Genomic DNA, 22,999 nt, shown 5'->3' on the forward strand with positions numbered 1-22,999 from the left:
AGCCATGGCCGAGTTGACAATCTCCGCTGATGACATCCAGAGCGCCATCGAGGAGTACGTAGGCTCTTTCACCTCCGACACCTCCCGGGAAGAGGTCGGTACCGTCGTCGACGCGGGGGACGGCATCGCGCACGTCGAAGGCCTGCCCTCGGTCATGACCCAGGAGTTGCTCGAATTCCCCGGCGGCGTCCTTGGCGTCGCGCTCAACCTCGACGAGCACAGCGTCGGCGCGGTGATCCTGGGTGACTTCGAGAAAATCGAAGAGGGACAACAGGTCAAGCGCACCGGCGAGGTCCTGTCGGTCCCCGTCGGCGACGCCTTCCTCGGCCGCGTCGTCAATCCGCTCGGGCAGCCGATCGACGGCCGCGGAGACATCGACACCGACATTCGCCGGGCGCTGGAGATCCAGGCGCCGTCGGTGGTGCAGCGGCAGAGCGTGAGCGAGCCGCTGCAGACCGGCATCAAGGCCATCGACGCCATGACCCCGATCGGTCGCGGCCAGCGCCAGCTGATCATCGGTGACCGCAAGACCGGCAAGACCGCCGTCTGCGTCGACACCATCCTCAACCAGCGGGAGAACTGGGAGAGCGGCGACGAGCGCAAGCAGGTGCGGTGCGTGTACGTGGCCATCGGCCAAAAGGGCACCACGATCGCGTCTGTGCGGCGCGCCCTGGAGGAGGGCGGCGCGATGGACTACACGACCATCGTCGCGGCGCCGGCGTCGGACTCCGCCGGCTTCAAATGGCTTGCGCCGTACACGGGTTCGGCCATCGCCCAGCACTGGATGTACGACGGCAAGCACGTCCTGATCGTCTTCGACGACCTGAGCAAGCAGGCCGAGGCCTACCGGGCGATCTCGCTGCTGCTGCGCCGCCCGCCGGGCCGCGAGGCGTACCCCGGCGACGTGTTCTACCTGCACTCGCGGCTGCTGGAGCGCTGCGCCAAGCTGTCCGACGAGCTCGGTGGTGGCTCGCTGACCGGGTTGCCGATCATCGAGACCAAGGCCAACGACATCTCCGCCTACATCCCGACCAACGTCATCTCCATCACCGACGGGCAGTGCTTCCTGGAGTCAGACCTGTTCAACCAGGGTGTGCGGCCGGCCATCAACGTCGGTGTGTCGGTGTCCCGCGTGGGTGGTGCGGCACAGATCAAGGCCATGAAGGAGGTCGCCGGTTCGCTGCGGCTGGACCTGTCGCAGTACCGCGAACTGGAATCGTTCGCCGCCTTCGCCTCGGACCTGGACGCGACCTCCAAGGCGCAGCTGGAGCGCGGTGAACGCCTCGTCGAACTGCTCAAGCAGCCGCAGTACCAGCCGATGCCCGTTGAGGAGCAGGTGGTTTCGATCTTCCTGGGCACCGGCGGTCACCTGGACTCGGTGCCCGTCGAGGACGTCCGTCGCTTCGAGACCGAGCTGCTCGATCACATGCGGGCCTCGGAAGAGAAGTTCCTGGCCGGCGTCCGCGACAGCGGCAAGCTCTCCGAAGAGGGCGAGAACCAGCTCACCGAGATCATCAACAACTTCAAGAAGGGCTTCGCGGCCACCGGCGGCGGGTCTGTGGTGCCCGACGAGCACGTCGAGCCCCTCGACGAAGAGGACCTGGAAAAGGAGTCCGTGCAGGTCAAGAAGGAAAAGCCGAAGGACAAGAAGGAATCCAAGGATTCCAAGGCCTCCGGCAAGGACAAGAAGTAGCCACCGATGGCAGCCACACTTCGCGAATTACGGGGCCGGATCCGTTCGGCCGGGTCGATCAAGAAGATCACCAAGGCCCAGGAGATGATCGCGACCTCGCGCATCGGCAAGGCGCAGGCGCGGTTGGAAGCCGCGCGGCCCTACGCATTCCAGATCACCTCGATGCTCACCACGTTGTCCTCCGAAGCCGCGTTGGACCATCCGTTGCTGGTCGAGCGCGACGAGCCGAAGCGGGCCGGCGTCCTTGTGGTGTCCTCCGACCGTGGTCTGTGCGGCGCGTACAACTCGAGCATCTTCCGCCGCTCCGAGGAGCTGTTCTCCCTGCTGCGGGAGGAAGGCAAGACGCCGGTCGTCTACACGGTGGGTCGTAAAGCGCTGAACTACTTCAAGTTCCGCAACTGGGACATCACCGAATCCTGGACGGGTTTCTCCGAGCAGCCCCGGGTGGAAAACGCTCAGGAGATCGCGTCCACCCTGGTCGAGAGCTTCATGGCCGGCACGGGCGACGACGAGTCGGAGGACGGCCAGGGCGTCGACGAACTGCACATCGTCTATTCGGAGTTCAAGTCGATGATGTCGCAGGCGGCGGTGGCCCACCGCATCGCTCCGCTGGTCATGGAATACGTCGAAGACACCGACGAACTCCACACCTTGTACTCGTTCGAGCCTGACGCCACAACGCTTTTCGATGCCCTGCTGCCACGGTATGTGACGACCCGCGTGTACGCGGCACTGCTCGAATCGGCGGCGTCGGAGCTCGCGTCGCGGCAACGGGCGATGAAGTCGGCAACGGACAACGCGGACGACTTGATCAAAGAGCTCACGTTGATGGCGAACCGCGAGCGGCAGGCCCAGATCACCCAAGAGATCAGCGAAATCGTCGGTGGCGCAAACGCGCTGGCCGACGCTAAGTAGCACACGAGGAAGAAGAAAATGACTGCTACTGACGAAAAGACCACCAATTCCGACACCAGCGGCCGCGTCGTGCGAATCACCGGCCCGGTGGTCGACGTCGAGTTCCCGCGTGGCTCCGTGCCGGAACTGTTCAACGCGCTCAACGCCGAGATCACGTTCGAGGAGCTCAAGAAGACGCTGACGCTCGAGGTCGCACAGCACCTCGGCGACAACCTGGTGCGCACCATTTCCATGCAGCCCACCGATGGCCTGGTGCGCGGGGTCGAGGTGAAGGACAGCGGCAAGTCGATCTCGGTGCCGGTCGGCCAGGAGGTCAAGGGCCACGTCTTTAACGCCCTGGGGCATTGCCTCGATAAGCCGGGCTATGGAGAAGATTTCGAGCACTGGTCGATTCACCGCAAACCGCCGCCTTTCGAGGAGCTCGAGCCCCGCACCGAGATGCTCGAGACGGGCCTGAAGGTCGTCGACCTGCTCACCCCGTACGTGCGTGGCGGCAAGATCGCGCTGTTCGGCGGTGCCGGCGTGGGCAAGACCGTGTTGATCCAGGAGATGATCAACCGTATCGCCCGAAACTTTGGTGGCACTTCGGTTTTCGCTGGCGTTGGTGAGCGCACCCGTGAGGGCAACGACCTGTGGGTCGAGCTGAAGGAAGCCGATGTGCTCAAGGACACCGCGCTGGTGTTCGGTCAGATGGACGAGCCGCCCGGCACCCGTATGCGGGTGGCGCTGTCCGCGCTGACCATGGCCGAGTGGTTCCGTGACGAGGCTGGGCAGGACGTGCTGCTGTTCATCGACAACATCTTCCGATTCACCCAGGCCGGTTCGGAGGTCTCGACACTGCTCGGCCGGATGCCCTCCGCGGTGGGTTACCAGCCGACGCTGGCCGACGAGATGGGCGAGTTGCAGGAGCGCATCACCTCGACGCGAGGCAAGTCGATCACCTCGATGCAGGCCGTCTATGTGCCTGCCGACGACTACACCGACCCGGCGCCGGCAACGACCTTCGCGCACCTGGACGCGACCACCGAGCTGTCCCGAAACGTGTTCTCCAAGGGCATCTTTCCGGCGGTGGACCCGCTGGCATCGAGCTCGACCATCCTCGACCCAAGCGTTGTCGGTGACGACCACTACCGCGTGGCGCAGGAAGTCATCCGAATCCTGCAGCGGTACAAGGACTTGCAGGACATCATCGCGATCCTCGGTATCGACGAGCTGTCCGAAGAGGACAAGCAGCTCGTTCAGCGGGCACGGCGCATCGAGCGATTCCTGTCGCAGAACATGATGGCGGCCGAGCAGTTCACCGGCCAGCCGGGCTCGACGGTGCCGCTCAAGGAGACGATCGAGGCATTCGACCGCCTGGCCAAGGGCGATTTCGACCACATCCCGGAGCAGGCGTTCTTCTTGATCGGTGGCCTCGACGACCTGGCGAAGAAGGCTGAAAGCTTTGGCGCCAAACTGGAATCCTGAGGCGTGAGCGGAACGGCTCTGAAAGGCTTGTGGCATGGCTGAATTGAACGTTGAGATAGTCGCCGTCGACCGAAAGATCTGGTCGGGTGAAGCAACGTTTCTGTTCACCCGCACCACGGTCGGTGAGATCGGCATCCTGCCGAGGCACATCCCGCTGGTAGCGCAGTTGGTCGACGACGCAATGGTGCGCGTCGAACGAGAAGGCGAGGACGACCTGCGGGTCGCGGTGGACGGCGGATTCCTGTCCGTCACCGAGGAATCGGTGACAATCCTCGCCGAATCCGCCGAGTTCGAGTCGGAGATCGACGAGAGCGCCGCCAGAGAGGCTGCTGAGTCGGACGATCCGCGCATCGCCGCCAGGGGGCGCGCGAGATTGCGCGCCGTCGGCGCGATCGACTAGCCGCCGATGAGCGCGCCCATGGTTGGCATGGTCGTGCTCGTCGTCGTGCTGGCGGGCGCCGTCGTCGCGCTGAGCTATCGGTTGTGGAAGCTGCGCCAGGGCGGCACGGCGGGGATCATGCGAGACGTTCCCGCGGTCGGAGGCCATGGCTGGCGCCACGGCGTAATCCGTTACCGCGGTGGTGAAGCCGCGTTTTACCGGCTGTCCAGCCTGCGCCTGTGGCCGGACCGACGGTTGAGCCGGCGCGGCGTCGAGATCGTGTCCAGGCGGGCACCCCGCGGTGACGAGTTCGACATCATGACCGATGAGATCGTCGTCATCGAGTTACGTGACACCACCCAGGACCGCAGGTCCGGGTACGAGATCGCCCTCGACAAGGGCGCTTTGACGGCGTTCTTGTCCTGGCTGGAATCGCGTCCGTCGCCGCGGTCCCGCCGGCGCAGCCTCTAGAGCGCATCGCCCTATCGGACCCCTGCTAACTTCCGCCGGGGTTCCCGCCGCCCGGCTTCCACAGCACATCGCCATCCGCGTTGGCCACCCGCGACAGGATGAAGAGCAGATCCGAGAGGCGGTTCAGGTATTTCGCGGGCAGCACGCTGACCTGCCCGGGCGCGGCATCGACCGCCGCCCACGCCGACCGTTCGGCCCGGCGCACCACGGTGCGGGCGACGTGGAGAAACGCCGACAACGGCGAACCGCCGGGCAGCACAAACGAATTCAGCTTCGGCAAGGGCTCGTTATATGTGTCACACCACTTTTCGAGCCGATCGATGTAGGGCTGGGTGACCCGCAGCGGGGGATATTCGGGGTTGTCGACCACGGGGGTCGACAGGTCCGCGCCGGCATCGAACAAGTCGTTCTGGATCTGGCGCAACACGCTCGCGAGCTGCTCGTCGGGCCGGCCCACGGCGACCGCGACACCGATCGCCGCGTTGGCTTCGTCACAATCGGCGTAGGCCACCAGGCGGGGATCGTTCTTGGAGACCCGCGAGAAGTCGCTCAATCCCGTAGTGCCGTCGTCGCCGGTCCGTGTGTAGATGCGAGTCAGGTGTACAGCCATGAGCAAACCGTACTCGGGTGTGGCTTGGCCGACTGACAAGGCGATACCGCTTCACTAGACTGACGCGGGTGGCTGAGCGATTCGTGGTGACCGGCGGCAACCGGTTGGCAGGCGAAGTCGCAGTCGGGGGCGCCAAAAACAGCGTGCTCAAGCTGATGGCCGCGACGCTGTTGGCCGAGGGAACCAGCACGATCACCAACTGTCCCGACATCCTGGACGTGCCGCTGATGGCGGAGGTGCTGCGCGGGCTGGGCGCAACCGTCGAACTCGACGGCGACGTCGCCCGAATCACCTCTCCGGATGAGCCGAAATACGATGCCGACTTTGCCGCGGTGCGACAGTTCCGCGCGTCGGTGTGCGTGCTGGGACCGCTGGTCGGCCGGTGCAAGCGTGCCCGAGTCGCGCTGCCGGGCGGCGACGCGATCGGATCGCGCCCACTGGACATGCACCAGGCCGGCCTGCGCCAGCTCGGTGCGCAATGCAACATCGAGCACGGATGCGTGGTGGCGCAGGCCGATACGTTGCGCGGCGCAGAGATTCAGCTGGAGTTCCCCTCGGTGGGGGCGACCGAGAACATCCTGATGGCCGCGGTCGTGGCCGAGGGCGTGACCGTCATCCACAACGCGGCGCGCGAGCCCGACGTCGTGGACCTGTGCACGATGTTGAACCAGATGGGTGCGCAGATCGAAGGCGCGGGTTCGCCGACGATGACCATCACGGGCGTCCCGAAGCTGCACCCGACCGAGCATCGGGTCATCGGGGATCGCATCGTCGCCGCCACGTGGGGGATCGCCGCCGCGATCACCCGCGGCGACATCACGGTGACGGGCATCGACCCCGCGCACCTGCAGGTGGTGCTGCACAAGTTGCACGATGCCGGCGCCACCGTTACCCAGACCGACGACAGCTTCCGGGTGGCGCAGTACGAGCGCCCAAAGGCCGTCAATGTGGCGACGCTGCCTTTCCCCGGGTTCCCGACTGACCTGCAGCCGATGGCCATCGCCCTGGCCTCGATCGCCGACGGCACCTCGATGATCACCGAGAACGTATTCGAGGCGCGCTTTCGGTTCGTCGAAGAAATGATTCGCCTGGGCGCCGATGCCCGAACCGACGGGCACCACGCCGTCGTTCGGGGGCTGCCGCAATTGTCGAGCGCGCCGGTGTGGTGTTCGGACATCCGGGCCGGCGCGGGCCTGGTATTGGCCGGGCTTGTCGCCGACGGAGACACCGAGGTCCACGACGTCTTCCACATCGATCGCGGCTACCCGTTGTTCGTGGAAAACCTGGCGATTTTGGGAGCGGAGATCGAGCGGGTACAGTAACCAAAGTCAGTGCCCCACAAGCGCGATCACCAACGCGAAGGTGGACGAGAGCGGGGCCTTGACTCCCTCGCTGGATTGGTACTAGCCTGGCACGGCTGCTCCCGAGACGGTCTCTAGCAGATCAAAATTGGGAGTTGACTTATCTGCCGGATCTGTATTAAGCTGGCAGGGTTGCCCCAAAACGGGCGAAACAAGTGTTGTTTGAGAACTCAATAGTGTGTTTGGTCTTTTTATTTGTTGTTGTTTTTTGACCATATTTCGCACCCCCCGTGTGTGGGTATGGTCGTTTTTTGATGCCAGTTTTTGGCGTCTTGTCAGGTATCTCTGATTTGAAATTCAACTCGCCTTGCGAGGAGATTTTGTTTGGAGAGTTTGATCCTGGCTCAGGACGAACGCTGGCGGCGTGCTTAACACATGCAAGTCGAACGGAAAGGCCTCTTCGGAGGTACTCGAGTGGCGAACGGGTGAGTAACACGTGGGCAATCTGCCCTGCACTTCGGGATAAGCCTGGGAAACTGGGTCTAATACCGAATAGGACCTTTAGACGCATGTCTTTTGGTGGAAAGCTTTTGCGGTGTGGGATGGGCCCGCGGCCTATCAGCTTGTTGGTGGGGTGATGGCCTACCAAGGCGACGACGGGTAGCCGGCCTGAGAGGGTGTCCGGCCACACTGGGACTGAGATACGGCCCAGACTCCTACGGGAGGCAGCAGTGGGGAATATTGCACAATGGGCGCAAGCCTGATGCAGCGACGCCGCGTGGGGGATGACGGCCTTCGGGTTGTAAACCTCTTTCACCATCGACGAAGGTCCGGGTTTTCTCGGATTGACGGTAGGTGGAGAAGAAGCACCGGCCAACTACGTGCCAGCAGCCGCGGTAATACGTAGGGTGCGAGCGTTGTCCGGAATTACTGGGCGTAAAGAGCTCGTAGGTGGTTTGTCGCGTTGTTCGTGAAATCTCACGGCTTAACTGTGAGCGTGCGGGCGATACGGGCAGACTAGAGTACTGCAGGGGAGACTGGAATTCCTGGTGTAGCGGTGGAATGCGCAGATATCAGGAGGAACACCGGTGGCGAAGGCGGGTCTCTGGGCAGTAACTGACGCTGAGGAGCGAAAGCGTGGGGAGCGAACAGGATTAGATACCCTGGTAGTCCACGCCGTAAACGGTGGGTACTAGGTGTGGGTTTCCTTCCTTGGGATCCGTGCCGTAGCTAACGCATTAAGTACCCCGCCTGGGGAGTACGGCCGCAAGGCTAAAACTCAAAGGAATTGACGGGGGCCCGCACAAGCGGCGGAGCATGTGGATTAATTCGATGCAACGCGAAGAACCTTACCTGGGTTTGACATGCACAGGACGCGTCTAGAGATAGGCGTTCCCTTGTGGCCTGTGTGCAGGTGGTGCATGGCTGTCGTCAGCTCGTGTCGTGAGATGTTGGGTTAAGTCCCGCAACGAGCGCAACCCTTGTCTCATGTTGCCAGCGGGTAATGCCGGGGACTCGTGAGAGACTGCCGGGGTCAACTCGGAGGAAGGTGGGGATGACGTCAAGTCATCATGCCCCTTATGTCCAGGGCTTCACACATGCTACAATGGCCGGTACAAAGGGCTGCGATGCCGTAAGGTTAAGCGAATCCTTTTAAAGCCGGTCTCAGTTCGGATTGGGGTCTGCAACTCGACCCCATGAAGTCGGAGTCGCTAGTAATCGCAGATCAGCAACGCTGCGGTGAATACGTTCCCGGGCCTTGTACACACCGCCCGTCACGTCATGAAAGTCGGTAACACCCGAAGCCAGTGGCCTAACCTTTTGGAGGGAGCTGTCGAAGGTGGGATCGGCGATTGGGACGAAGTCGTAACAAGGTAGCCGTACCGGAAGGTGCGGCTGGATCACCTCCTTTCTAAGGAGCACCACGAAAAGCACTCCAATTGGTGGAGTGCGAGCCGTGAGGGGTTCTCGTCTGTAGTGGACGAAAACCGGGTGCACAACAGCAAATGATTGCCAGACACACTATTGGGCCCTGAGACAACACTCGGTCGATCCGTGTGGAGTCCCTCCATCTTGGTGGTGGGGTGTGGTGTTTGAGTATTGGATAGTGGTTGCGAGCATCTAGATGAACGCGTGGTCCTTCGTGGCCGGCGTGTTCATCGAAATGTGTAATTTCTTCTTTGGTTTTTGTGTGTAAGTAAGTGTTTAAGGGCGCATGGTGGATGCCTTGGCATCGAGAGCCGATGAAGGACGTGGGAGGCTGCGATATGCCTCGGGGAGCTGTCAACCGAGCATTGATCCGAGGATTTCCGAATGGGGAAACCCAGCACGAGTGATGTCGTGTTACCCGCATCTGAATATATAGGGTGCGGGAGGTAACGCGGGGAAGTGAAACATCTCAGTACCCGTAGGAGAAGAAAACAATTGTGATTCCGTCAGTAGTGGCGAGCGAACGCGGAACAGGCTAAACCGCACGCATGTATAACCGGGTAGGGGTTGTGTGCGCGGTGTTGTGGGAGTGATATGTCTCAGCTCTACCTGGCTGAGGGGTAGTCAGAAAGTGTCGTGGTTAGCAGAAGTGGCCTGGGATGGCCTGCCGTAGACGGTGAGAGCCCGGTACGCGAAAACCCGACACCTACCTTGTATCAGTTCCCGAGTAGCAGCGGGCCCGTGGAATCTGCTGTGAATCTGCCGGGACCACCCGGTAAGCCTAAATACTTCTCGATGACCGATAGCGGATTAGTACCGTGAGGGAATGGTGAAAAGTACCCCGGGAGGGGAGTGAAATAGTACCTGAAACCGTGTGCCTACAATCCGTCAAAGCCTCTTCGTGGGGTGATGGCGTGCCTTTTGAAGAATGAGCCTGCGAGTCAGGGACACGTCGCGAGGTTAACCCGTGTGGGGTAGCCGCAGCGAAAGCGAGTCTGAATAGGGCGCATCCCCTTTGGGGTGTAGTGGCGTGTTCTGGACCCGAAGCGGAGTGATCTACCCATGGCCAGGGTGAAGCGCGGGTAAGACCGCGTGGAGGCCCGAACCCACTTAGGTTGAAGACTGAGGGGATGAGCTGTGGGTAGGGGTGAAAGGCCAATCAAACTCCGTGATAGCTGGTTCTCCCCGAAATGCATTTAGGTGCAGCGTTGCGTGGTTCACCACGGAGGTAGAGCTACTGGATGGCCGATGGGCCCTACTAGGTTACTGACGTCAGCCAAACTCCGAATGCCGTGGTGTAAAGCGTGGCAGTGAGACGGCGGGGGATAAGCTCCGTACGTCGAAAGGGAAACAGCCCAGATCGCCGGCTAAGGCCCCTAAGCGTGTGCTAAGTGGAAAAGGATGTGTAGTCGCAGAGACAACCAGGAGGTTGGCTTAGAAGCAGCCACCCTTGAAAGAGTGCGTAATAGCTCACTGGTCAAGTGATTATGCGCCGATAATGTAGCGGGGCTCAAGCACACCGCCGAAGCCGCGGCACATTCACCGTACGGTGAGTGTGGGTAGGGGAGCGTCCCTCACTCAGCGAAGCCTCCGGGTAACCGGTGGTGGAGGGTGGGGGAGTGAGAATGCAGGCATGAGTAGCGATAAGGCAAGTGAGAACCTTGCCCGCCGTAAGACCAAGGGTTCCTGGGCCAGGCCAGTCCGCCCAGGGTGAGTCGGGACCTAAGGCGAGGCCGACAGGCGTAGTCGATGGACAACGGGTTGATATTCCCGTACCCGTGTATAGGCGTCCCTGATGAATCAGCGGTACTAACCACCCAAAACCGGATCGACCATTCCCCTTCGGGGGCATGGAGTTTCGGGGCTGCGTGGGACCTTCGCTGGTAGTAGTCAAGCGATGGGGTGACGCAGGAAGGTAGCCGTACCAGTCAGTGGTAATACTGGGGCAAGCCCGTAGGGAGGGCGATAGGCAAATCCGTCGCTCATTAATCCCGAGAGGTGATGCATAGCCGATTGAGGCGAATTCGGTGATCCTCTGCTGCCAAGAAAAGCCTCTAGCGAGCACATACACGGCCCGTACCCCAAACCAACACAGGTGGTCAGGTAGAGAATACCAAGGCGTACGAGATAACTATGGTTAAGGAACTCGGCAAAATGCCCCCGTAACTTCGGGAGAAGGGGGGCCGGAATACCGTGAACACCCTTGCGGTGGGAGCGGGATTCGGCCGCAGAAACCAGTGGGTAGCGACTGTTTACTAAAAACACAGGTCCGTGCGAAGTCGCAAGACGATGTATACGGACTGACGCCTGCCCGGTGCTGGAAGGTTAAGAGGACCCGTTAACCGTAAGGTGAAGCGGAGAATTTAAGCCCCAGTAAACGGCGGTGGTAACTATAACCATCCTAAGGTAGCGAAATTCCTTGTCGGGTAAGTTCCGACCTGCACGAATGGCGTAACGACTTCCCAACTGTCTCAACCATAGACTCGGCGAAATTGCACTACGAGTAAAGATGCTCGTTACGCGCGGCAGGACGAAAAGACCCCGGGACCTTCACTACAACTTGGTATTGGTGTTCGGTACGGTTTGTGTAGGATAGGTGGGAGACTTTGAAGTACAGACGCCAGTTTGTATGGAGTCGTTGTTGAAATACCACTCTGATCGTATTGGACACCTAACGTCGAACCCTTATCGGGTTCACGGACAGTGCCTGGCGGGTAGTTTAACTGGGGCGGTTGCCTCCTAAAATGTAACGGAGGCGCCCAAAGGTTCCCTCAACCTGGACGGCAATCAGGTGTTGAGTGTAAGTGCACAAGGGAGCTTGACTGCGAGACTTACAAGTCAAGCAGGGACGAAAGTCGGGACTAGTGATCCGGCACCTCTGAGTGGAAGGGGTGTCGCTCAACGGATAAAAGGTACCCCGGGGATAACAGGCTGATCTTCCCCAAGAGTCCATATCGACGGGATGGTTTGGCACCTCGATGTCGGCTCGTCGCATCCTGGGGCTGGAGCAGGTCCCAAGGGTTGGGCTGTTCGCCCATTAAAGCGGCACGCGAGCTGGGTTTAGAACGTCGTGAGACAGTTCGGTCTCTATCCGCCGCGCGCGTCAGAAACTTGAGGAAACCTGTCCCTAGTACGAGAGGACCGGGACGGACGAACCTCTGGTATACCAGTTGTCCCACCAGGGGCACGGCTGGATAGCCACGTTCGGACAGGATAACCGCTGAAAGCATCTAAGCGGGAAACCTTCTCCAAGATCAGGTTTCTCACCCTTTTAGAGGGATAAGGCCCCCCGCAGACCACGGGTTTGATAGGCCAGACCTGGAAGCCCAGTAATGGGTGCAGGGAACTGGCACTAACCGGCCGAAAACTTACCAACACACAATCGCAACCACAGTCCATTTCACGGCAGCAATGCCGCGGAACACCACACCCCCCACCAAACAAATTTAAATAGAGTTACGGCGGCCACAGCGACAGGGAAACGCCCGGTCCCATTCCGAACCCGGAAGCTAAGCCTGTCAGCGCCGATGATACTGCCCATACGGGTGGAAAAGTAGGACACCGCCGAACATACACAAAAACACCCCCGGCAACGGGGGTGTTTTTGCATTTCCGGTTAATCGAATAGCGTGAGATTTTCCCGTTGCTTTTCCAATTCGAGCAATGTGCGCTTTCGGCCGAGCCCACCGCCGAAGCCGGTGAGACTCCCGTTGGCCCCGATGACGCGATGGCAGGGAACGACGATGGCGATCGGGTTGTGGCCGTTGGCCAAACCGACCGCGCGGGCGGCGCCCGGCGCCGCGATCTGCTCGGCGATTTCACCGTACGAGCGGGTCTCGCCATACGGAATGGTCAGCAGCGCCCGCCATACCCGGCGCTGAAATTCGGTCCCTCTCAGGTCGAGCTCGAGATCGAAATGCGTCAGCTCGCCGGCGAAATACGCGGCGAGTTGTTCGACGGCCTCACCAAACGCCCGGGGGTTGGGCGACCAGCCGGCGCGATTCGGTTCGTAGGTCTGGTCGACCATCCGTAGATTCGTCAGCACCGGGCCGCGGCCGGCCAGGGTCAGCAGCCCGATCGGGCTGTCGATGGTGCGGTACTCGATCATGCGCGCAACTCCTCATCGCTTCGGTCTGCATCCTCGGCGGGGCGAATCATGCGACCTCCTGCGGCGGCCATTGGTTTACCGGATGCTCGAGAGTGGTCCAAAGGTATTGGGTGGCATAGGAACGCCATGGGCGCCACCGCGCACTGTGGGCGGCAAGGGATCGGTCGTCGGACGGCAGGCCCAGCTGTTTGGCGGCCACGCGCAAGCCCAGGTCGCTGGCGGGAAACGCGTCGGGATCGCCGAGGCCGCGCATGGCGATGACCTCCGCGGTCCACGGGCCGACCCCGGGCAAGGCGAGCAGTTGTGTTCGGGCCCTGTCCCAGTCACACCCGGCGCTCAGCACGACGCTTCCGTCGGCCAGGCCGGCGACCAGGGCGCTCAGCGTTCGCTGCCGGGCTTTGGGCACCGCCAGATGAACGGAGTCGATCTCTGCCAGCTGCTCGACCGACGGGAAGGTGTGGGTCAACGATCCCTGCGGATCGTTGATCGGCTGCCCGTAGGCAGCGACCAGGCGGCCGGCGTGCGTGCTCGCCGCCTTGGTGGACACCTGCTGGCCCAGCACCGCGCGGACCGCGAGTTCGGCCTCGTCGACCGTGCGCGGGATTCGCTGCCCGGGCGCCTTGGCTACGACGGCGCTGAAGTCCTCGTCCGCGCTGAGCGCTTCGTCCACGGCTTCCGGGTCGGCATCGAGGTCCAGTAGGCGCCGGCAGCGCGCGATGGCCGTCGTCAGGTCGCGGAAGTCGTCGAGCACGAGCACGCAACGGACGTGATCGACGGCGGGCGTCAGGGCGACGATCGCGTTGCCGAACGGCAGGCGCAGACTTCGCCGGTAGGCGCCATCGCGGATCTCCTCGCACCCGGGCACCGTGCCCGCCGCCAGATGACCGAACACACCGGCGTATGCAAAGGGCGTTCGTACCGGGAGCCGAAGGCACACCGTGCCAGGCGAATTCGGGGCCGACGCGGGGCGTGTCACCGCGCGCCGCCGCAGCGCGCTCGGTGTGTTCTCGAACACCGAGCGCACCGTGTCGTTGAACTGACGGATGCTGGAAAAGCCGGCGGCGAAGGCGACGTCGCCGAACGGCAGATTCGTCGTCTCGATCAGCACGCGCGCGGTTTGCGCGCGCTGCGCGCGGGCCAGGGCGAGCGGACCTGCCCCCACCTCGGCCTGCAGGAGGCGCTCCAGCTGCCGGGTGGTGTAGCCGAGGCCGGCGGCCAGGCCGGCGACCCCTGCACGGTCCACCGTGCCGTCGGCGATCAGCCGCATCGTTCGCGCCACGATGTCGCCCCGCACGTTCCACTCCGGGGACCCTGGGGAGGCGTCGGGTCGGCACCGCTTGCACGCGCGAAAGCCGGCGCGCTGCGCGGCGGCGGCCGTCGGATAGAACCGCACGTTACGGGCGAACGGGGGCCGCACCGGGCAGCTGGGCCGGCAGTAGATCCGGGTGGTCAGCACCGCGGTGACGAACCAGCCGTCGAACCGGGCGTCCTTGGACTGGACCGCGCGGTAGCAGCGTTCGAAATCGTCGTGCACGGTTCCAGACTTACACCCGGCGACCGACAAAACTGGCGGAAAACCGACATCGTCGTGGGATGCGCCGGGACGGCCGATCGACCACGTCGGCGGCTCACCCTACTGATGCGCCTTTCTCGTCCAATCCAGGCTTTTACCGCGCCCGATGGTATTTACTGTGATCCGGCTCGCTGGTTCTGGTGGTGTGACCCGACGGGTGAGCGAGTTCGGGGAAAGGCGAACCGATGAAGCGGGTGGCGACCTGGTGGGGCCAAGAGGACCATTTCGATTGGCTGACAGGCTATTTGCAAGCGCATGGATTGAGCACCAGTACCCGCAGGATTTTGGCCGTGGTGGCCGCCTCGTTGGTGTTGGTACCGGTCAACGTGTTTTGGGGCCCCGTCCCATTGTATCCGGTTGTGGCGCTGGTGGTTTCCCTCGTGTCCGCCGTGATCGGCTTGGGCATGGCCGTGCTGTGGTTGAGCGGGTGGCCCACTCGGCGCCAGTCCATTTTCTACATCATGACCGGCTGTGTTTCCATCGGTGGCGGTTGTCTGTGGCAGCCCCAGCCACTCGTCGGGCTGATGTCGTGCTCGGCGCTAGCGGTGACCGGCGGCTACATCGCGTTCTTCCACACCACCAGGCTGATGGCGGTGAACTTCTGCGTGGCATGCGGCATCGGGGTCTGGCAGGCGATACGACTGGCGGCTACGGGACAGGCGTTGCTGGCCTTCACCGGCTACTTCCTGGTCCTGGAGCTCAACGTCGTCGTGCCGCTCGCCATTCAAGTCATCGTGCGCGCGCTCTGGATTGATCTTTTGCGCTCCAACCGCGACCCCCTGACCGGGCTGTTGAACCGGAGGGCCTGCGACCGGGCGATCGTCGGCCGGATGCTGGCCGGCGCCCATCACATGTTCCTGGCGGTGGCCATGGTCGATCTGGACCGCTTCAAAGAGCTCAACGATAGCCGCGGGCACGCCGCCGGCGACGAGGCGCTGATCGCGGTGGCGGACACCTTGACAGGCGCATGCGGGGAGAGCGCCATCGTCGGTCGCGTCGGCGGGGAGGAATTCCTGGTCGCCGACATCGTGACGACCGAACAGCTGCCGGAGTGGGGCCGGCAGCTTTGTGACGCCGTGGCGGGAGTGGACGTGTCCGTGACGGCCAGCGTCGGGATCGCCACCCTGGCGTTGAGCAGCGTCGTCTCGGACTACGCCGAGCACGCGTTTCACCAGTTGGTCGCCCACGCCGACACCGCGATGTATGAGGCGAAGCGGTGTGGCGGCAACCAGACCCGCCACCACCAGATCGCGGTCTGAGCCGCGCCCGCGCACGTCGCGTTCAGCTGGTCGGGCTCGTCGGGTGGTGCTCTACCGCGGCGGCGGCCGCGATGAAGTCGCGTGCCGAGCGAGACAGCGGTCGATCGGAATTCCAGACCATGCCGACGTCGCGGTAGGCGTCGGCGTCGGCCAGCCGCAGCACGCGCACCCCCGGCGCGTACTCGCTGCCGTCGATGGGCACCAGGCTGACGCCCAGGCCGGCGGCGACCAGGCCGGCGACTGTCGTGAGGGTCGGGGCTTCCAAGCCGATCCGGGGCCGAAATTGCGCTGCGGCACAGAGCTCGTCGAGCAGTCCGCGCATGCCGAATCCGCGGCGCATGGTCACGAAGCGCTCGTCGGCCAGATCGATCATGGACACCGTCGCATCGTGCGAGAACCGGTGGCCCTGGGGCACGGCGATACCGAGCCGTTGACGAAACAGGCTGCGCCAGGCCAGCGTTCGCTTGCGCGGCCGCGGTGATACCACTCCGATGTCGACGACGCCGGACCGCACACGATCGCCGATCGATTCGGCGGGCCCCTCCTCTAGCGTGAACGTCACCCGCGGTGCCGATTCCCCGAATCGCGCGATCAAGCGCGGAACCACCGTCGACCCGAACGAACTCAGGAAGGCCAACCGGATCTCGCTGAGGGCCGGGTTCGTCAGGTCATCGATGGCGCGCCTGGCCGAATCGAGCTCCAGCTGGGCCCGCCGCGCGTGCTCGTAGAAGATCCGCCCGTACGTGTTGAGGGCAAGGCGTCGGCCGTGCCGGTCGAACAGCGGCACTCCCACCTGCTGTTCCAGGCGAGCCAGCATCCGGGTCAGCGTCGGCTGGGCGACGTGGAGCTGCTGCGCCGCGGCCGTGACGTGCTGCAATTCGGCGAGTGTGATGAACCACTCGTAGTCGCCCTCCGCCACCGCAGCCACCTCCGCTTATGCACCATCTGCATCATAAGTCAGGAAATAATTCATTTCCTTTTTGGTCACGCCGGCCGAAGCATGGTGGCCATGCCTCAGCTCGTCGCGCATCGGGCCGGATCCAAGGGATACCGGCGAATGACGATCGCGCTGTACGGCGCCGGGTTGTCCAGTTTCGCGGCGATGTACTGCACGCAGGCGCTTCTCCCGGCGTTGTCGGCGGCCTACCGGATCACGCCGGCCACCGCGGCGCTGACGATCTCACTGACGACGGGCATGTTGGCGGTGTCGATCATCCCCGCCAGCGCGCTATCCGAGCGCTACGGGCGCGTCACCGTGATGCTCACGTCAGGCATAGCGTCCAGCGTCATCGGGCTGTTGTTGCCGCTGAGTCCGTCCCTCAGCGTGCTGCTGGCGGGACGCGCGCTGCACGGCGTCGCGTTGCCGGCATCCCGGCGGTCGCCATGGCATTCCTGGCCGAGGAAGTGCATGGCTCCTCGCTCGGTTCAGCGATGGGCCGCTATGTCGCGGGGACGACGGTTGGTGGGCTGGTCGGGCGGATCGTGCCGTCCCTGGTGGTCGACGTCAGCAATTGGCGGGTCGCGCTGTTGGTGTGCTCGGTGCTGACGCTGGCCGGCACGGCCGTGTTCGCGCGGTTGGTGCCCAGGTCGCAGTTCTTCACCCCGAAGGCGGCAAGCGTGCGCGACACCGTGCGCAACCTCGCCGCGCATGCGCGAAACCCCGTGCTGCTGAAGCTGTTTGCGCTGGGGTCCGTGGTGATGGGGGCGTTCGTCACGGTCTACAACTACCTCGGGTACCGACTGACCGACCGGCCCTTCGGATTGGCATCCTCGGTGGTCGGCGTGTTGTTCGTCCTCTACCTGGTGGGCACCGCGACGTCGGTCGTGGCCGGGCGCCTCGCCGACCGCAGGGGGCGAAGGCTGGTGCTCGGCTACGCGTTACCGATCACCGCGGCCGGCCTGCTGCTGACCATCCCGCACGCGCTGGCCGTCATCGTGGTCGGTGTCGGCGTGTTCACCGGCGGATTCTTCGCCGCGCACACCGTCGCCAGCGGCTGGGTGGGCGCGGTGGCCCACCGCGACCGCGCGGAGGCGTCCGCGCTGTACCTGTTCAGCTACTACCTGGGCGGGTCGGTGGCGGGCGCCTTGGGCGGTCTCGTCTACGGCGTCGGCGGCTGGCCGGCGACCGTGTGGTTTGTGGGCGCGCTGCTGGCGGCCGGCGCAGTGCTCGTCGCAATGCTGGTGCGGGAGAGGGGATCTAGCCCCAACCGGCGCCTCGCCGTCGCCGTCGCCCAATGATCCGCCCGCTGCGCTAGCCAGACGGCATCAGCCGGGAGGCGTTCCGGCGCACACGCCACCGGCGCAGGCACCCGCTCCGCCCGGTCCCGCGGAGGCCCCGGCGCCCGGCACGCCCGCGCTGGCCCCACCGGGCCCGGCGCCGGCACCCGAACCACCCGGTCCGGCGGTGGTGGCGCCACCCGGCCCGACGCCGGGTCCACCGCCACCCGGGCCGCCGGTCGCCGACGGCGCCGTCGTGGTGACGCTGGCCGGTGTGGTGACGGTGGTGGTGACGGTTGATGTGCTGGGGTTCTTGTTGTTGTTGCCCGAGCTGCAACCCGCGGTCAATGAACTCAGGGCGATCGCCGCGGCGATTCCCGCGGCGAGCGAAGCACGGGTGACTCCACTACCGGTCATGTGCCAACCAATCTCTAGAGGGGTCAGTTCTGGTGTCCCTCTACCCATTCCGGCCCGATATCAACCGCGTCCGGCCGACGCGTCATCAGCCGTTGCGGGCAGCGCCAGTCGGGTGGGACGTTCGTGGCCGCGAAGGGTCACGCTGTCGCCCAGAGACCAACGCGCCCGCTCGGTTTCGCTGGCACGCTCGATGGCGTCGGCCGTCGCGAGCAACCGGCTCGAGTGCGACTTGGCCAGCTCGCACAACCGGGCCGCCTCGTTGACCGGCTCACCGATCACGGTGTATTCGAAGCGTTCCTTGGCGCCGACGTTTCCGGCGACGACCTGCCCCGCGGCCACGCCGATGCCCGCCTCCAGTTCGGTCATTTCGCCGGCCAGCCGCTCGGCGATGCACCGCGCGGCGGCCAGGGCCGAGTCTTCGGGATTCTCCAGGCGGTTCGGCGCTCCGAAGATGGCCAGTGACGCATCGCCTTCGAACTTGTTGACCAGCCCGCAATTACGGTCCACCTCTTCGACCACGATCGCGAAGAAACGGTTCAGCACCGCAACGACTTCGGCCGAAGGTTGGCTCGTCACCAGTTGCGTCGACCCGAGGATATCGATGAATACGACGGCCACATGGCGTTCTTCGCCGCCCAGCTTCGGCTTCTCGCGTTCGGCGGCGAGGGCCACTTCGCGCCCCACGTGGCGTCCGAACAGATCGCGAACTCGTTCGCGCTCGCGCAGTCCGTCGACCATCGCGTTGAAGCCGCGTTGCAGCTCGCCGAGTTCGGTGCCGTCGAATACCACCAATTCGCCGCGCAGGTCACCCTTTTCGACGCGCTGCAGCGCCGCCCGCACCACGCGCACCGGTGTGGCCGTCAACCACGCCAGGATCCACATCAGGATGCAGCCGAAGATGAGCGCGGCCGCCGACACGATCAGCACGCCGACCGCGAACTGGGTCTCGGTGAGGTTGTTCAGCCAGATCTCGAATAGCGCCAGCAGCGCGATGCCGATGACGGGAACACCCGAACCGAGAAACCACACCGTCATGGTTCGGCCCATGATGCCGGCGGCCAGTCGCCGGGGCGGCGGGCCCGCCTCGAGCGCCTGAGCCGCCACCGGACGCAATGCGAATTCGGCGAGCAGATAACTGCCGGTCGCCACCAGAACGCCGCAGAAGCTCACCCCGACCAGGAAGCGTGGGATGAACAACGTGTTGACCATCCCGTAGAGCACCGTGTACAGCACCGCGCCGGCTCCCCAGAGAATGAGGTCGACCAGCGCGATCCGCCACGGGGCGATGAACGTGTTGCGTTCATCCTGGGGAGTCGGAGTGCGCTCCTCGATCGCCCAACGCAACGCCAGGACCGTCCTGCGGGTGATCCACACCGTGCCCACCGTCAGCGCCAGCACGACGTAGGCCGGCGCAACCCCGAAGGTGAGCCACGCCGGTGCGTCGTCGAAGATGCTCGGCGCCGGGATGGCGACGATCACCAGGATCAGCCCGGCGCCGATCCCGAGCAGGTTCGCTCCCAGCACCAGAACGGTCATGATGATCTGGATGCGCACCCGGCGACGGCCCTGGCTTTCCGACACCCGGCCGAGCAGCAGGGAGCCGTACGCAGGCGTCGTGGGCAGACGGCCGCTCTGTCGGGTGACCCGCTCGAGCACCCGGCCTATTCGCTGCGCCACGGACTGGTTGGCCGACATGGTGGCGTCAGCCTAATTTGTCGGCCACGCTCTAAGGTGAGTCGGGTGCGTCTAGTGATCGCTCAATGCACCGTGGACTATGTCGGCCGGCTCACCGCGCATCTGCCCTCCGCGCGCAGGTTGTTGCTCTTCAAGGCCGACGGATCGGTCAGCGTGCACGCCGACGACCGCGCTTACAAGCCGCTGAACTGGATGAGCCCCCCGTGCTGGCTGACCGAGGAGGCCGGCGATCAGGCGCCGGTCTGGGTGGTCGAGAACAAGGCGGGCGAACAGCTGCGCATCACCGTCGAGGAGATCGAACACGACTCCAGCCACGAACTCGGCGTCGACCCCGGCCTGGTCAAGGACGGCGTCGAAGCGCATCTGCAGGCGCTCCTCGCCGAGCACGTGCAATTGCTCGGCGAGGGATACACGCTGGTTCGTCGCGAATACATGACCGCCATCGGTCCCGTCGACCTGCTCTGCCGCGACGAACGCGGTGGCTCGGTGGCGGTGGAGATCAAGCGCCGCGGCGAGATCGACGGCGTCGAGCAGCTCACCCGGTACCTGGAGCTGCTCAACCGCGACACCGTGCTCGCGCCGGTGCGCGGAGTGTTCGCCGCCCAACAGATCAAACCGCAGGCCCGCACCCTGGCCACCGATCGTGGTATCCGTTGTCTGACATTGGATTACGACAAGATGCGGGGGATGGACAGCGACGAGTACCGGCTGTTCTGAGGGTTCGCCACTACACTAACCGGATGGCTCGGCGCCGCACCCCGCCCCGTCGGCAGCGGCCGCCCACGCCACCGCCGGCGCTGCACCGGGTGGAGGTCGGCCCGGACGGGCACGACTACGAGGTCCGGCCAGTAACGGCGGCCCGCGCGACCAAGACCTATCGGTGCCCCGGCTGTGACCACGAAATACATTCGGGCTCGGCGCATCTGGTGGTGTGGCCCACCGATGCGACGCTCGCGGGAGGGCCGGGCCGAGTGGCGGACCGCCGCCATTGGCACACGCCCTGCTGGGCGCACCGCGCTACCCGCGGTCCCACCAGGAAGTGGTCGTGAAGGGCCGGTCTCAGGCGGCCGGTTCGACGAGCTCGATCAGAACTCCGCCACCGTCTTTGGGGTGGATGAAGTTGATCCGGGAGTTTGCCGTGCCGCGACGGGGTGCGTCATAGATCAGCCGCACACCCTGCTCGCGAAGTTGGGCGACCAAGGCGTCGAGGTCGCTGACCCGAACGGCCATCTGCTGGATGCCCGGGCCGCGCTTGTCGAGGAACTTGGCGATCGTCGAGGACTCGTCGATCGGGGCCATCAACTGGATCTGTGCGGTGCCCGCCGGGGCGCCGCGCACAGCCAGCATGGCTTCGCGGATTCCCTGCTCCTCGTTGACTTCCTCGTGCACCAGGATCATGCCGAGGGTGTCGTGGTACCAGTCGATGGCGGCGTCCAGGTCGGCGACTGCGATGCCGACGTGATCGATCGCCGTCACCAGTGAGGTGGCCAGGATCTGACGGGCGTCAACTTGATCGGTCGTCATCACATAACGGTAACCTGGCGGCAAAGATTGCGCTTCTCCGGGAGGCCGAAACGGCCCTCGAGGGAGCGCCTAGTAGGCCTTAGGAGACAGTCATGACGACGTCGGTGATCGTTGCTGGAGCGCGGACACCCATCGGCAAACTGATGGGTTCGCTGAAGGACTTTTCGGCCAGCGATCTGGGGGCGATCGCGATCGCCGGGGCGCTGGAAAAGGCCAATGTGCCGGCCTCGGCGGTCGACTACGTGATCATGGGCCAGGTGCTGACCGCCGGCGCCGGCCAGATGCCGGCCCGGCAGGCGGCCGTGGCGGCCGGCATCGGCTGGGACGTTCCGGCGCTGACGATCAACAAGATGTGCCTGTCCGGCATCGACTCCATCGCGCTGGCTGACCAGCTCATTCGCGCCGGGGAATTCGACGTGGTGGTGGCCGGCGGCCAGGAGTCCATGACCAAGGCGCCGCACCTGCTGATGGACAGCCGCTCGGGCTACAAGTACGGCGACGTGACGGTGCTGGACCACATGGCCTACGACGGTCTGCACGACGTGTTCACCGACCAGCCGATGGGCGCGCTCACCGAGCAGCGCAACGATGTCGACCAATTCACCCGCCAAGAGCAGGACGAGTTCGCTGCCCGGTCGCACCAGAAGGCGGCCGCGGCCTGGAAGGACGGCGTCTTCGCCGACGAAGTGGTGCCGGTCAACATCCCTCAGCGCAAGGGTGATCTGCTGCAGTTCACCGAGGATGAGGGGATCCGCGCCAACACCACCGCCGAGTCGCTGGCCGGCCTCAAGCCGGCATTCCGTCGTGACGGCACCATCACCGCCGGCTCGGCCTCCCAGATCTCCGATGGCGCCGCCGCGGTAGTGGTGATGAGCAAGGCCAAGGCGCAGGAGCTGGGGCTGAGCTGGCTGGCCGAGATCGGCGCGCACGGCGTGGTGGCCGGACCGGATTCCACCCTGCAGTCGCAGCCCGCCAACGCGATCAAGAAGGCGATCGGCCGTGAGGGCATCTCCGTCGACCAACTCGACGTCATCGAGATCAACGAGGCGTTTTCCGCGGTGGCGCTGGCCTCGACCCGCGAACTGGGCGTGAATCCCGACCTGGTCAACGTCAATGGCGGCGCGATCGCCGTCGGGCATCCGATCGGGATGTCGGGAGCGCGGATCACGCTGCACGCCGCGCTGGAACTGTCGCGGCGCGGCTCCGGATACGCCGTCGCGGCGCTGTGTGGGGCCGGCGGGCAGGGCGACGCCCTGATTCTGCGCGCGGGCTAGCCGCCCATCGGGACGTTTGCCGACGTTGCTGGCGCGGCACGCCGGTGGCCGGGTGTGATCTTCGTCATATTTGCCGATCACAGGGCTTTTCGGTGCCCATTTTCGGCCCGTCGTGCCGCGGTCTGAGCGGCTCCGCCACCGGGTGGATGGGTAGCCCGCCCGCATGA

At 64.4% G+C, this 22,999-nt stretch carries 17 protein-coding genes, 3 rRNA genes and 1 pseudogene; 14 read left to right on the top strand and 7 right to left on the bottom strand.

Translation table 11 applies throughout. From position 1 onward, the window contains the following. Nucleotides 1-4 precede the first annotated feature (4 nt). From atpA to AC5Y5B_RS06425, 5 genes are read left to right on the top strand one after another with little or no spacing between them, the layout of a single operon-like run. Entirely contained in the window at nucleotides 5-1,693 is a 1,689-nt protein-coding gene (atpA, locus tag AC5Y5B_RS06405) for a F0F1 ATP synthase subunit alpha (protein ID WP_112634330.1), read from the top strand. A 6-nt stretch (nucleotides 1,694-1,699) separates the two neighbouring features. Beyond that, nucleotides 1,700-2,608 (top strand): F0F1 ATP synthase subunit gamma, encoded by a 909-nt coding sequence (locus AC5Y5B_RS06410; protein WP_500004417.1) that lies wholly within the window; start codon nucleotides 1,700-1,702, stop codon nucleotides 2,606-2,608. A gap of 18 nt (nucleotides 2,609-2,626) precedes the next feature. Then, nucleotides 2,627-4,075: a F0F1 ATP synthase subunit beta gene (gene atpD, locus AC5Y5B_RS06415; RefSeq protein WP_112634332.1), complete on the top strand. Its 1,449-nt coding sequence runs from the start codon at nucleotides 2,627-2,629 to the stop codon at nucleotides 4,073-4,075. Nucleotides 4,076-4,109: 34 nt separating this feature from the next. Then, entirely contained in the window at nucleotides 4,110-4,475 is a 366-nt protein-coding gene (locus AC5Y5B_RS06420; RefSeq protein WP_112634333.1) for a F0F1 ATP synthase subunit epsilon, read from the top strand. 6 nt (nucleotides 4,476-4,481) lie between these two features. Beyond that, nucleotides 4,482-4,925 carry a DUF2550 domain-containing protein gene (locus AC5Y5B_RS06425; protein WP_112634334.1) on the top strand — a complete coding sequence of 148 codons (444 nt, stop codon included), beginning with the start codon at nucleotides 4,482-4,484 and terminating at the stop codon, nucleotides 4,923-4,925. A gap of 25 nt (nucleotides 4,926-4,950) precedes the next feature. On the opposite strand, the gene AC5Y5B_RS06430 is transcribed toward AC5Y5B_RS06425, so the two are convergent. Further along, entirely contained in the window at nucleotides 4,951-5,535 is a 585-nt protein-coding gene (locus AC5Y5B_RS06430; RefSeq protein WP_112634335.1) for a cob(I)yrinic acid a,c-diamide adenosyltransferase, read from the bottom strand. 68 nt (nucleotides 5,536-5,603) lie between these two features. Between AC5Y5B_RS06430 and murA the strand changes: the two genes are divergently transcribed. The 4 genes from murA to rrf all read left to right on the top strand — a co-directional run bounded on the left by murA (nucleotide 5,604) and on the right by rrf (nucleotide 12,335). Further along, nucleotides 5,604-6,857 carry a UDP-N-acetylglucosamine 1-carboxyvinyltransferase gene (gene murA / locus AC5Y5B_RS06435; protein ID WP_500004420.1) on the top strand — a complete coding sequence of 418 codons (1,254 nt, stop codon included), beginning with the start codon at nucleotides 5,604-5,606 and terminating at the stop codon, nucleotides 6,855-6,857. Nucleotides 6,858-7,217: 360 nt separating this feature from the next. Continuing rightward, nucleotides 7,218-8,748 (top strand): 16S ribosomal RNA (locus AC5Y5B_RS06440). 283 nt (nucleotides 8,749-9,031) lie between these two features. Continuing rightward, a 23S ribosomal RNA gene (locus tag AC5Y5B_RS06445) occupies nucleotides 9,032-12,141 on the top strand. A gap of 81 nt (nucleotides 12,142-12,222) precedes the next feature. Beyond that, a 5S ribosomal RNA gene (rrf, locus tag AC5Y5B_RS06450) occupies nucleotides 12,223-12,335 on the top strand. The 16S, 23S and 5S rRNA genes sit together here, the layout of an rRNA operon. A 46-nt stretch (nucleotides 12,336-12,381) precedes the next feature. Here the strand turns inward: rrf and AC5Y5B_RS06455 are convergent. Both AC5Y5B_RS06455 and AC5Y5B_RS06460 read right to left on the bottom strand, forming a co-directional pair. Then, the gene (locus AC5Y5B_RS06455) at nucleotides 12,382-12,873 is read right to left on the bottom strand and encodes a methylated-DNA--[protein]-cysteine S-methyltransferase (RefSeq protein ID WP_112634337.1); all 492 of its coding nucleotides are present in this window, start codon (nucleotides 12,871-12,873) and stop codon (nucleotides 12,382-12,384) included. A gap of 46 nt (nucleotides 12,874-12,919) precedes the next feature. Then, nucleotides 12,920-14,407, bottom strand: a complete 1,488-nt coding sequence (locus AC5Y5B_RS06460; RefSeq protein WP_500004422.1) for an AlkA N-terminal domain-containing protein — start codon at nucleotides 14,405-14,407, stop codon at nucleotides 12,920-12,922. A gap of 224 nt (nucleotides 14,408-14,631) precedes the next feature. On the opposite strand from AC5Y5B_RS06460, the gene AC5Y5B_RS06465 reads away from it, so the two are divergent. Next, nucleotides 14,632-15,705: a GGDEF domain-containing protein gene (locus AC5Y5B_RS06465; RefSeq protein WP_112634339.1), complete on the top strand. Its 1,074-nt coding sequence runs from the start codon at nucleotides 14,632-14,634 to the stop codon at nucleotides 15,703-15,705. 22 nt (nucleotides 15,706-15,727) lie between these two features. Here the strand turns inward: AC5Y5B_RS06465 and AC5Y5B_RS06470 are convergent, their stop codons facing one another. Then, nucleotides 15,728-16,624, bottom strand: a complete 897-nt coding sequence (locus AC5Y5B_RS06470; protein WP_500004425.1) for a LysR family transcriptional regulator — start codon at nucleotides 16,622-16,624, stop codon at nucleotides 15,728-15,730. An 81-nt stretch (nucleotides 16,625-16,705) separates the two neighbouring features. Here AC5Y5B_RS06470 and AC5Y5B_RS06475 point away from each other — a divergent pair. After that, nucleotides 16,706-17,943: pseudogene (locus tag AC5Y5B_RS06475) on the top strand (MFS transporter). A gap of 27 nt (nucleotides 17,944-17,970) precedes the next feature. Here the strand turns inward: AC5Y5B_RS06475 and AC5Y5B_RS06480 are convergent. Continuing rightward, nucleotides 17,971-18,339 carry a hypothetical protein gene (locus AC5Y5B_RS06480; protein WP_289176288.1) on the bottom strand — a complete coding sequence of 123 codons (369 nt, stop codon included), beginning with the start codon at nucleotides 18,337-18,339 and terminating at the stop codon, nucleotides 17,971-17,973. Between the two features lie 60 nt (nucleotides 18,340-18,399). Then, complete coding sequence (locus AC5Y5B_RS06485) at nucleotides 18,400-20,034, bottom strand: adenylate/guanylate cyclase domain-containing protein (protein WP_500004427.1); 1,635 nt, start codon at nucleotides 20,032-20,034, stop codon at nucleotides 18,400-18,402. A gap of 45 nt (nucleotides 20,035-20,079) precedes the next feature. On the opposite strand from AC5Y5B_RS06485, the gene nucS reads away from it, so the two are divergent. Continuing rightward, the gene (gene nucS / locus AC5Y5B_RS06490; RefSeq protein ID WP_112631862.1) at nucleotides 20,080-20,751 is read left to right on the top strand and encodes an endonuclease NucS; all 672 of its coding nucleotides are present in this window, start codon (nucleotides 20,080-20,082) and stop codon (nucleotides 20,749-20,751) included. A gap of 23 nt (nucleotides 20,752-20,774) precedes the next feature. Continuing rightward, nucleotides 20,775-21,083: an Rv1322 family protein gene (locus tag AC5Y5B_RS06495; protein ID WP_500004429.1), complete on the top strand. Its 309-nt coding sequence runs from the start codon at nucleotides 20,775-20,777 to the stop codon at nucleotides 21,081-21,083. Between the two features lie 10 nt (nucleotides 21,084-21,093). Here the strand turns inward: AC5Y5B_RS06495 and mce are convergent, their stop codons facing one another. Continuing rightward, nucleotides 21,094-21,561, bottom strand: coding sequence for a methylmalonyl-CoA epimerase (gene mce / locus AC5Y5B_RS06500; protein ID WP_082972021.1), 468 nt, complete (start codon nucleotides 21,559-21,561; stop codon nucleotides 21,094-21,096). An 89-nt stretch (nucleotides 21,562-21,650) separates the two neighbouring features. Here mce and AC5Y5B_RS06505 point away from each other — a divergent pair, with 89 nt between their 5' ends. Beyond that, the gene (locus tag AC5Y5B_RS06505) at nucleotides 21,651-22,832 is read left to right on the top strand and encodes an acetyl-CoA C-acetyltransferase (protein ID WP_500004432.1); all 1,182 of its coding nucleotides are present in this window, start codon (nucleotides 21,651-21,653) and stop codon (nucleotides 22,830-22,832) included. Nucleotides 22,833-22,999 lie beyond the last annotated feature (167 nt).

It is taken from the genome of Mycobacterium sp. NGS33, assembly GCF_059812885.1.

Bases quoted from the DNA above. Each gene is read 5' to 3' on its own strand.
- atpA (WP_112634330.1), top strand. From the start codon at position 5: ATGGCCGAGTTGACAATCTCCGCTGATGACATCCAGAGCGCCATCGAG.
- AC5Y5B_RS06410 (WP_500004417.1), top strand. From the start codon at position 1,700: ATGGCAGCCACACTTCGCGAATTACGGGGCCGGATCCGTTCGGCCGGG.
- atpD (WP_112634332.1), top strand. From the start codon at position 2,627: ATGACTGCTACTGACGAAAAGACCACCAATTCCGACACCAGCGGCCGC.
- AC5Y5B_RS06420 (WP_112634333.1), top strand. From the start codon at position 4,110: ATGGCTGAATTGAACGTTGAGATAGTCGCCGTCGACCGAAAGATCTGG.
- AC5Y5B_RS06425 (WP_112634334.1), top strand. From the start codon at position 4,482: ATGAGCGCGCCCATGGTTGGCATGGTCGTGCTCGTCGTCGTGCTGGCG.
- AC5Y5B_RS06430 (WP_112634335.1), bottom strand. From the start codon at position 5,535: ATGGCTGTACACCTGACTCGCATCTACACACGGACCGGCGACGACGGC.
- AC5Y5B_RS06455 (WP_112634337.1), bottom strand. From the start codon at position 12,873: ATGATCGAGTACCGCACCATCGACAGCCCGATCGGGCTGCTGACCCTG.
- AC5Y5B_RS06465 (WP_112634339.1), top strand. From the start codon at position 14,632: ATGAAGCGGGTGGCGACCTGGTGGGGCCAAGAGGACCATTTCGATTGG.
- AC5Y5B_RS06480 (WP_289176288.1), bottom strand. From the start codon at position 18,339: ATGACCGGTAGTGGAGTCACCCGTGCTTCGCTCGCCGCGGGAATCGCC.
- AC5Y5B_RS06485 (WP_500004427.1), bottom strand. From the start codon at position 20,034: ATGTCGGCCAACCAGTCCGTGGCGCAGCGAATAGGCCGGGTGCTCGAG.
- AC5Y5B_RS06495 (WP_500004429.1), top strand. From the start codon at position 20,775: ATGGCTCGGCGCCGCACCCCGCCCCGTCGGCAGCGGCCGCCCACGCCA.
- AC5Y5B_RS06505 (WP_500004432.1), top strand. From the start codon at position 21,651: ATGACGACGTCGGTGATCGTTGCTGGAGCGCGGACACCCATCGGCAAA.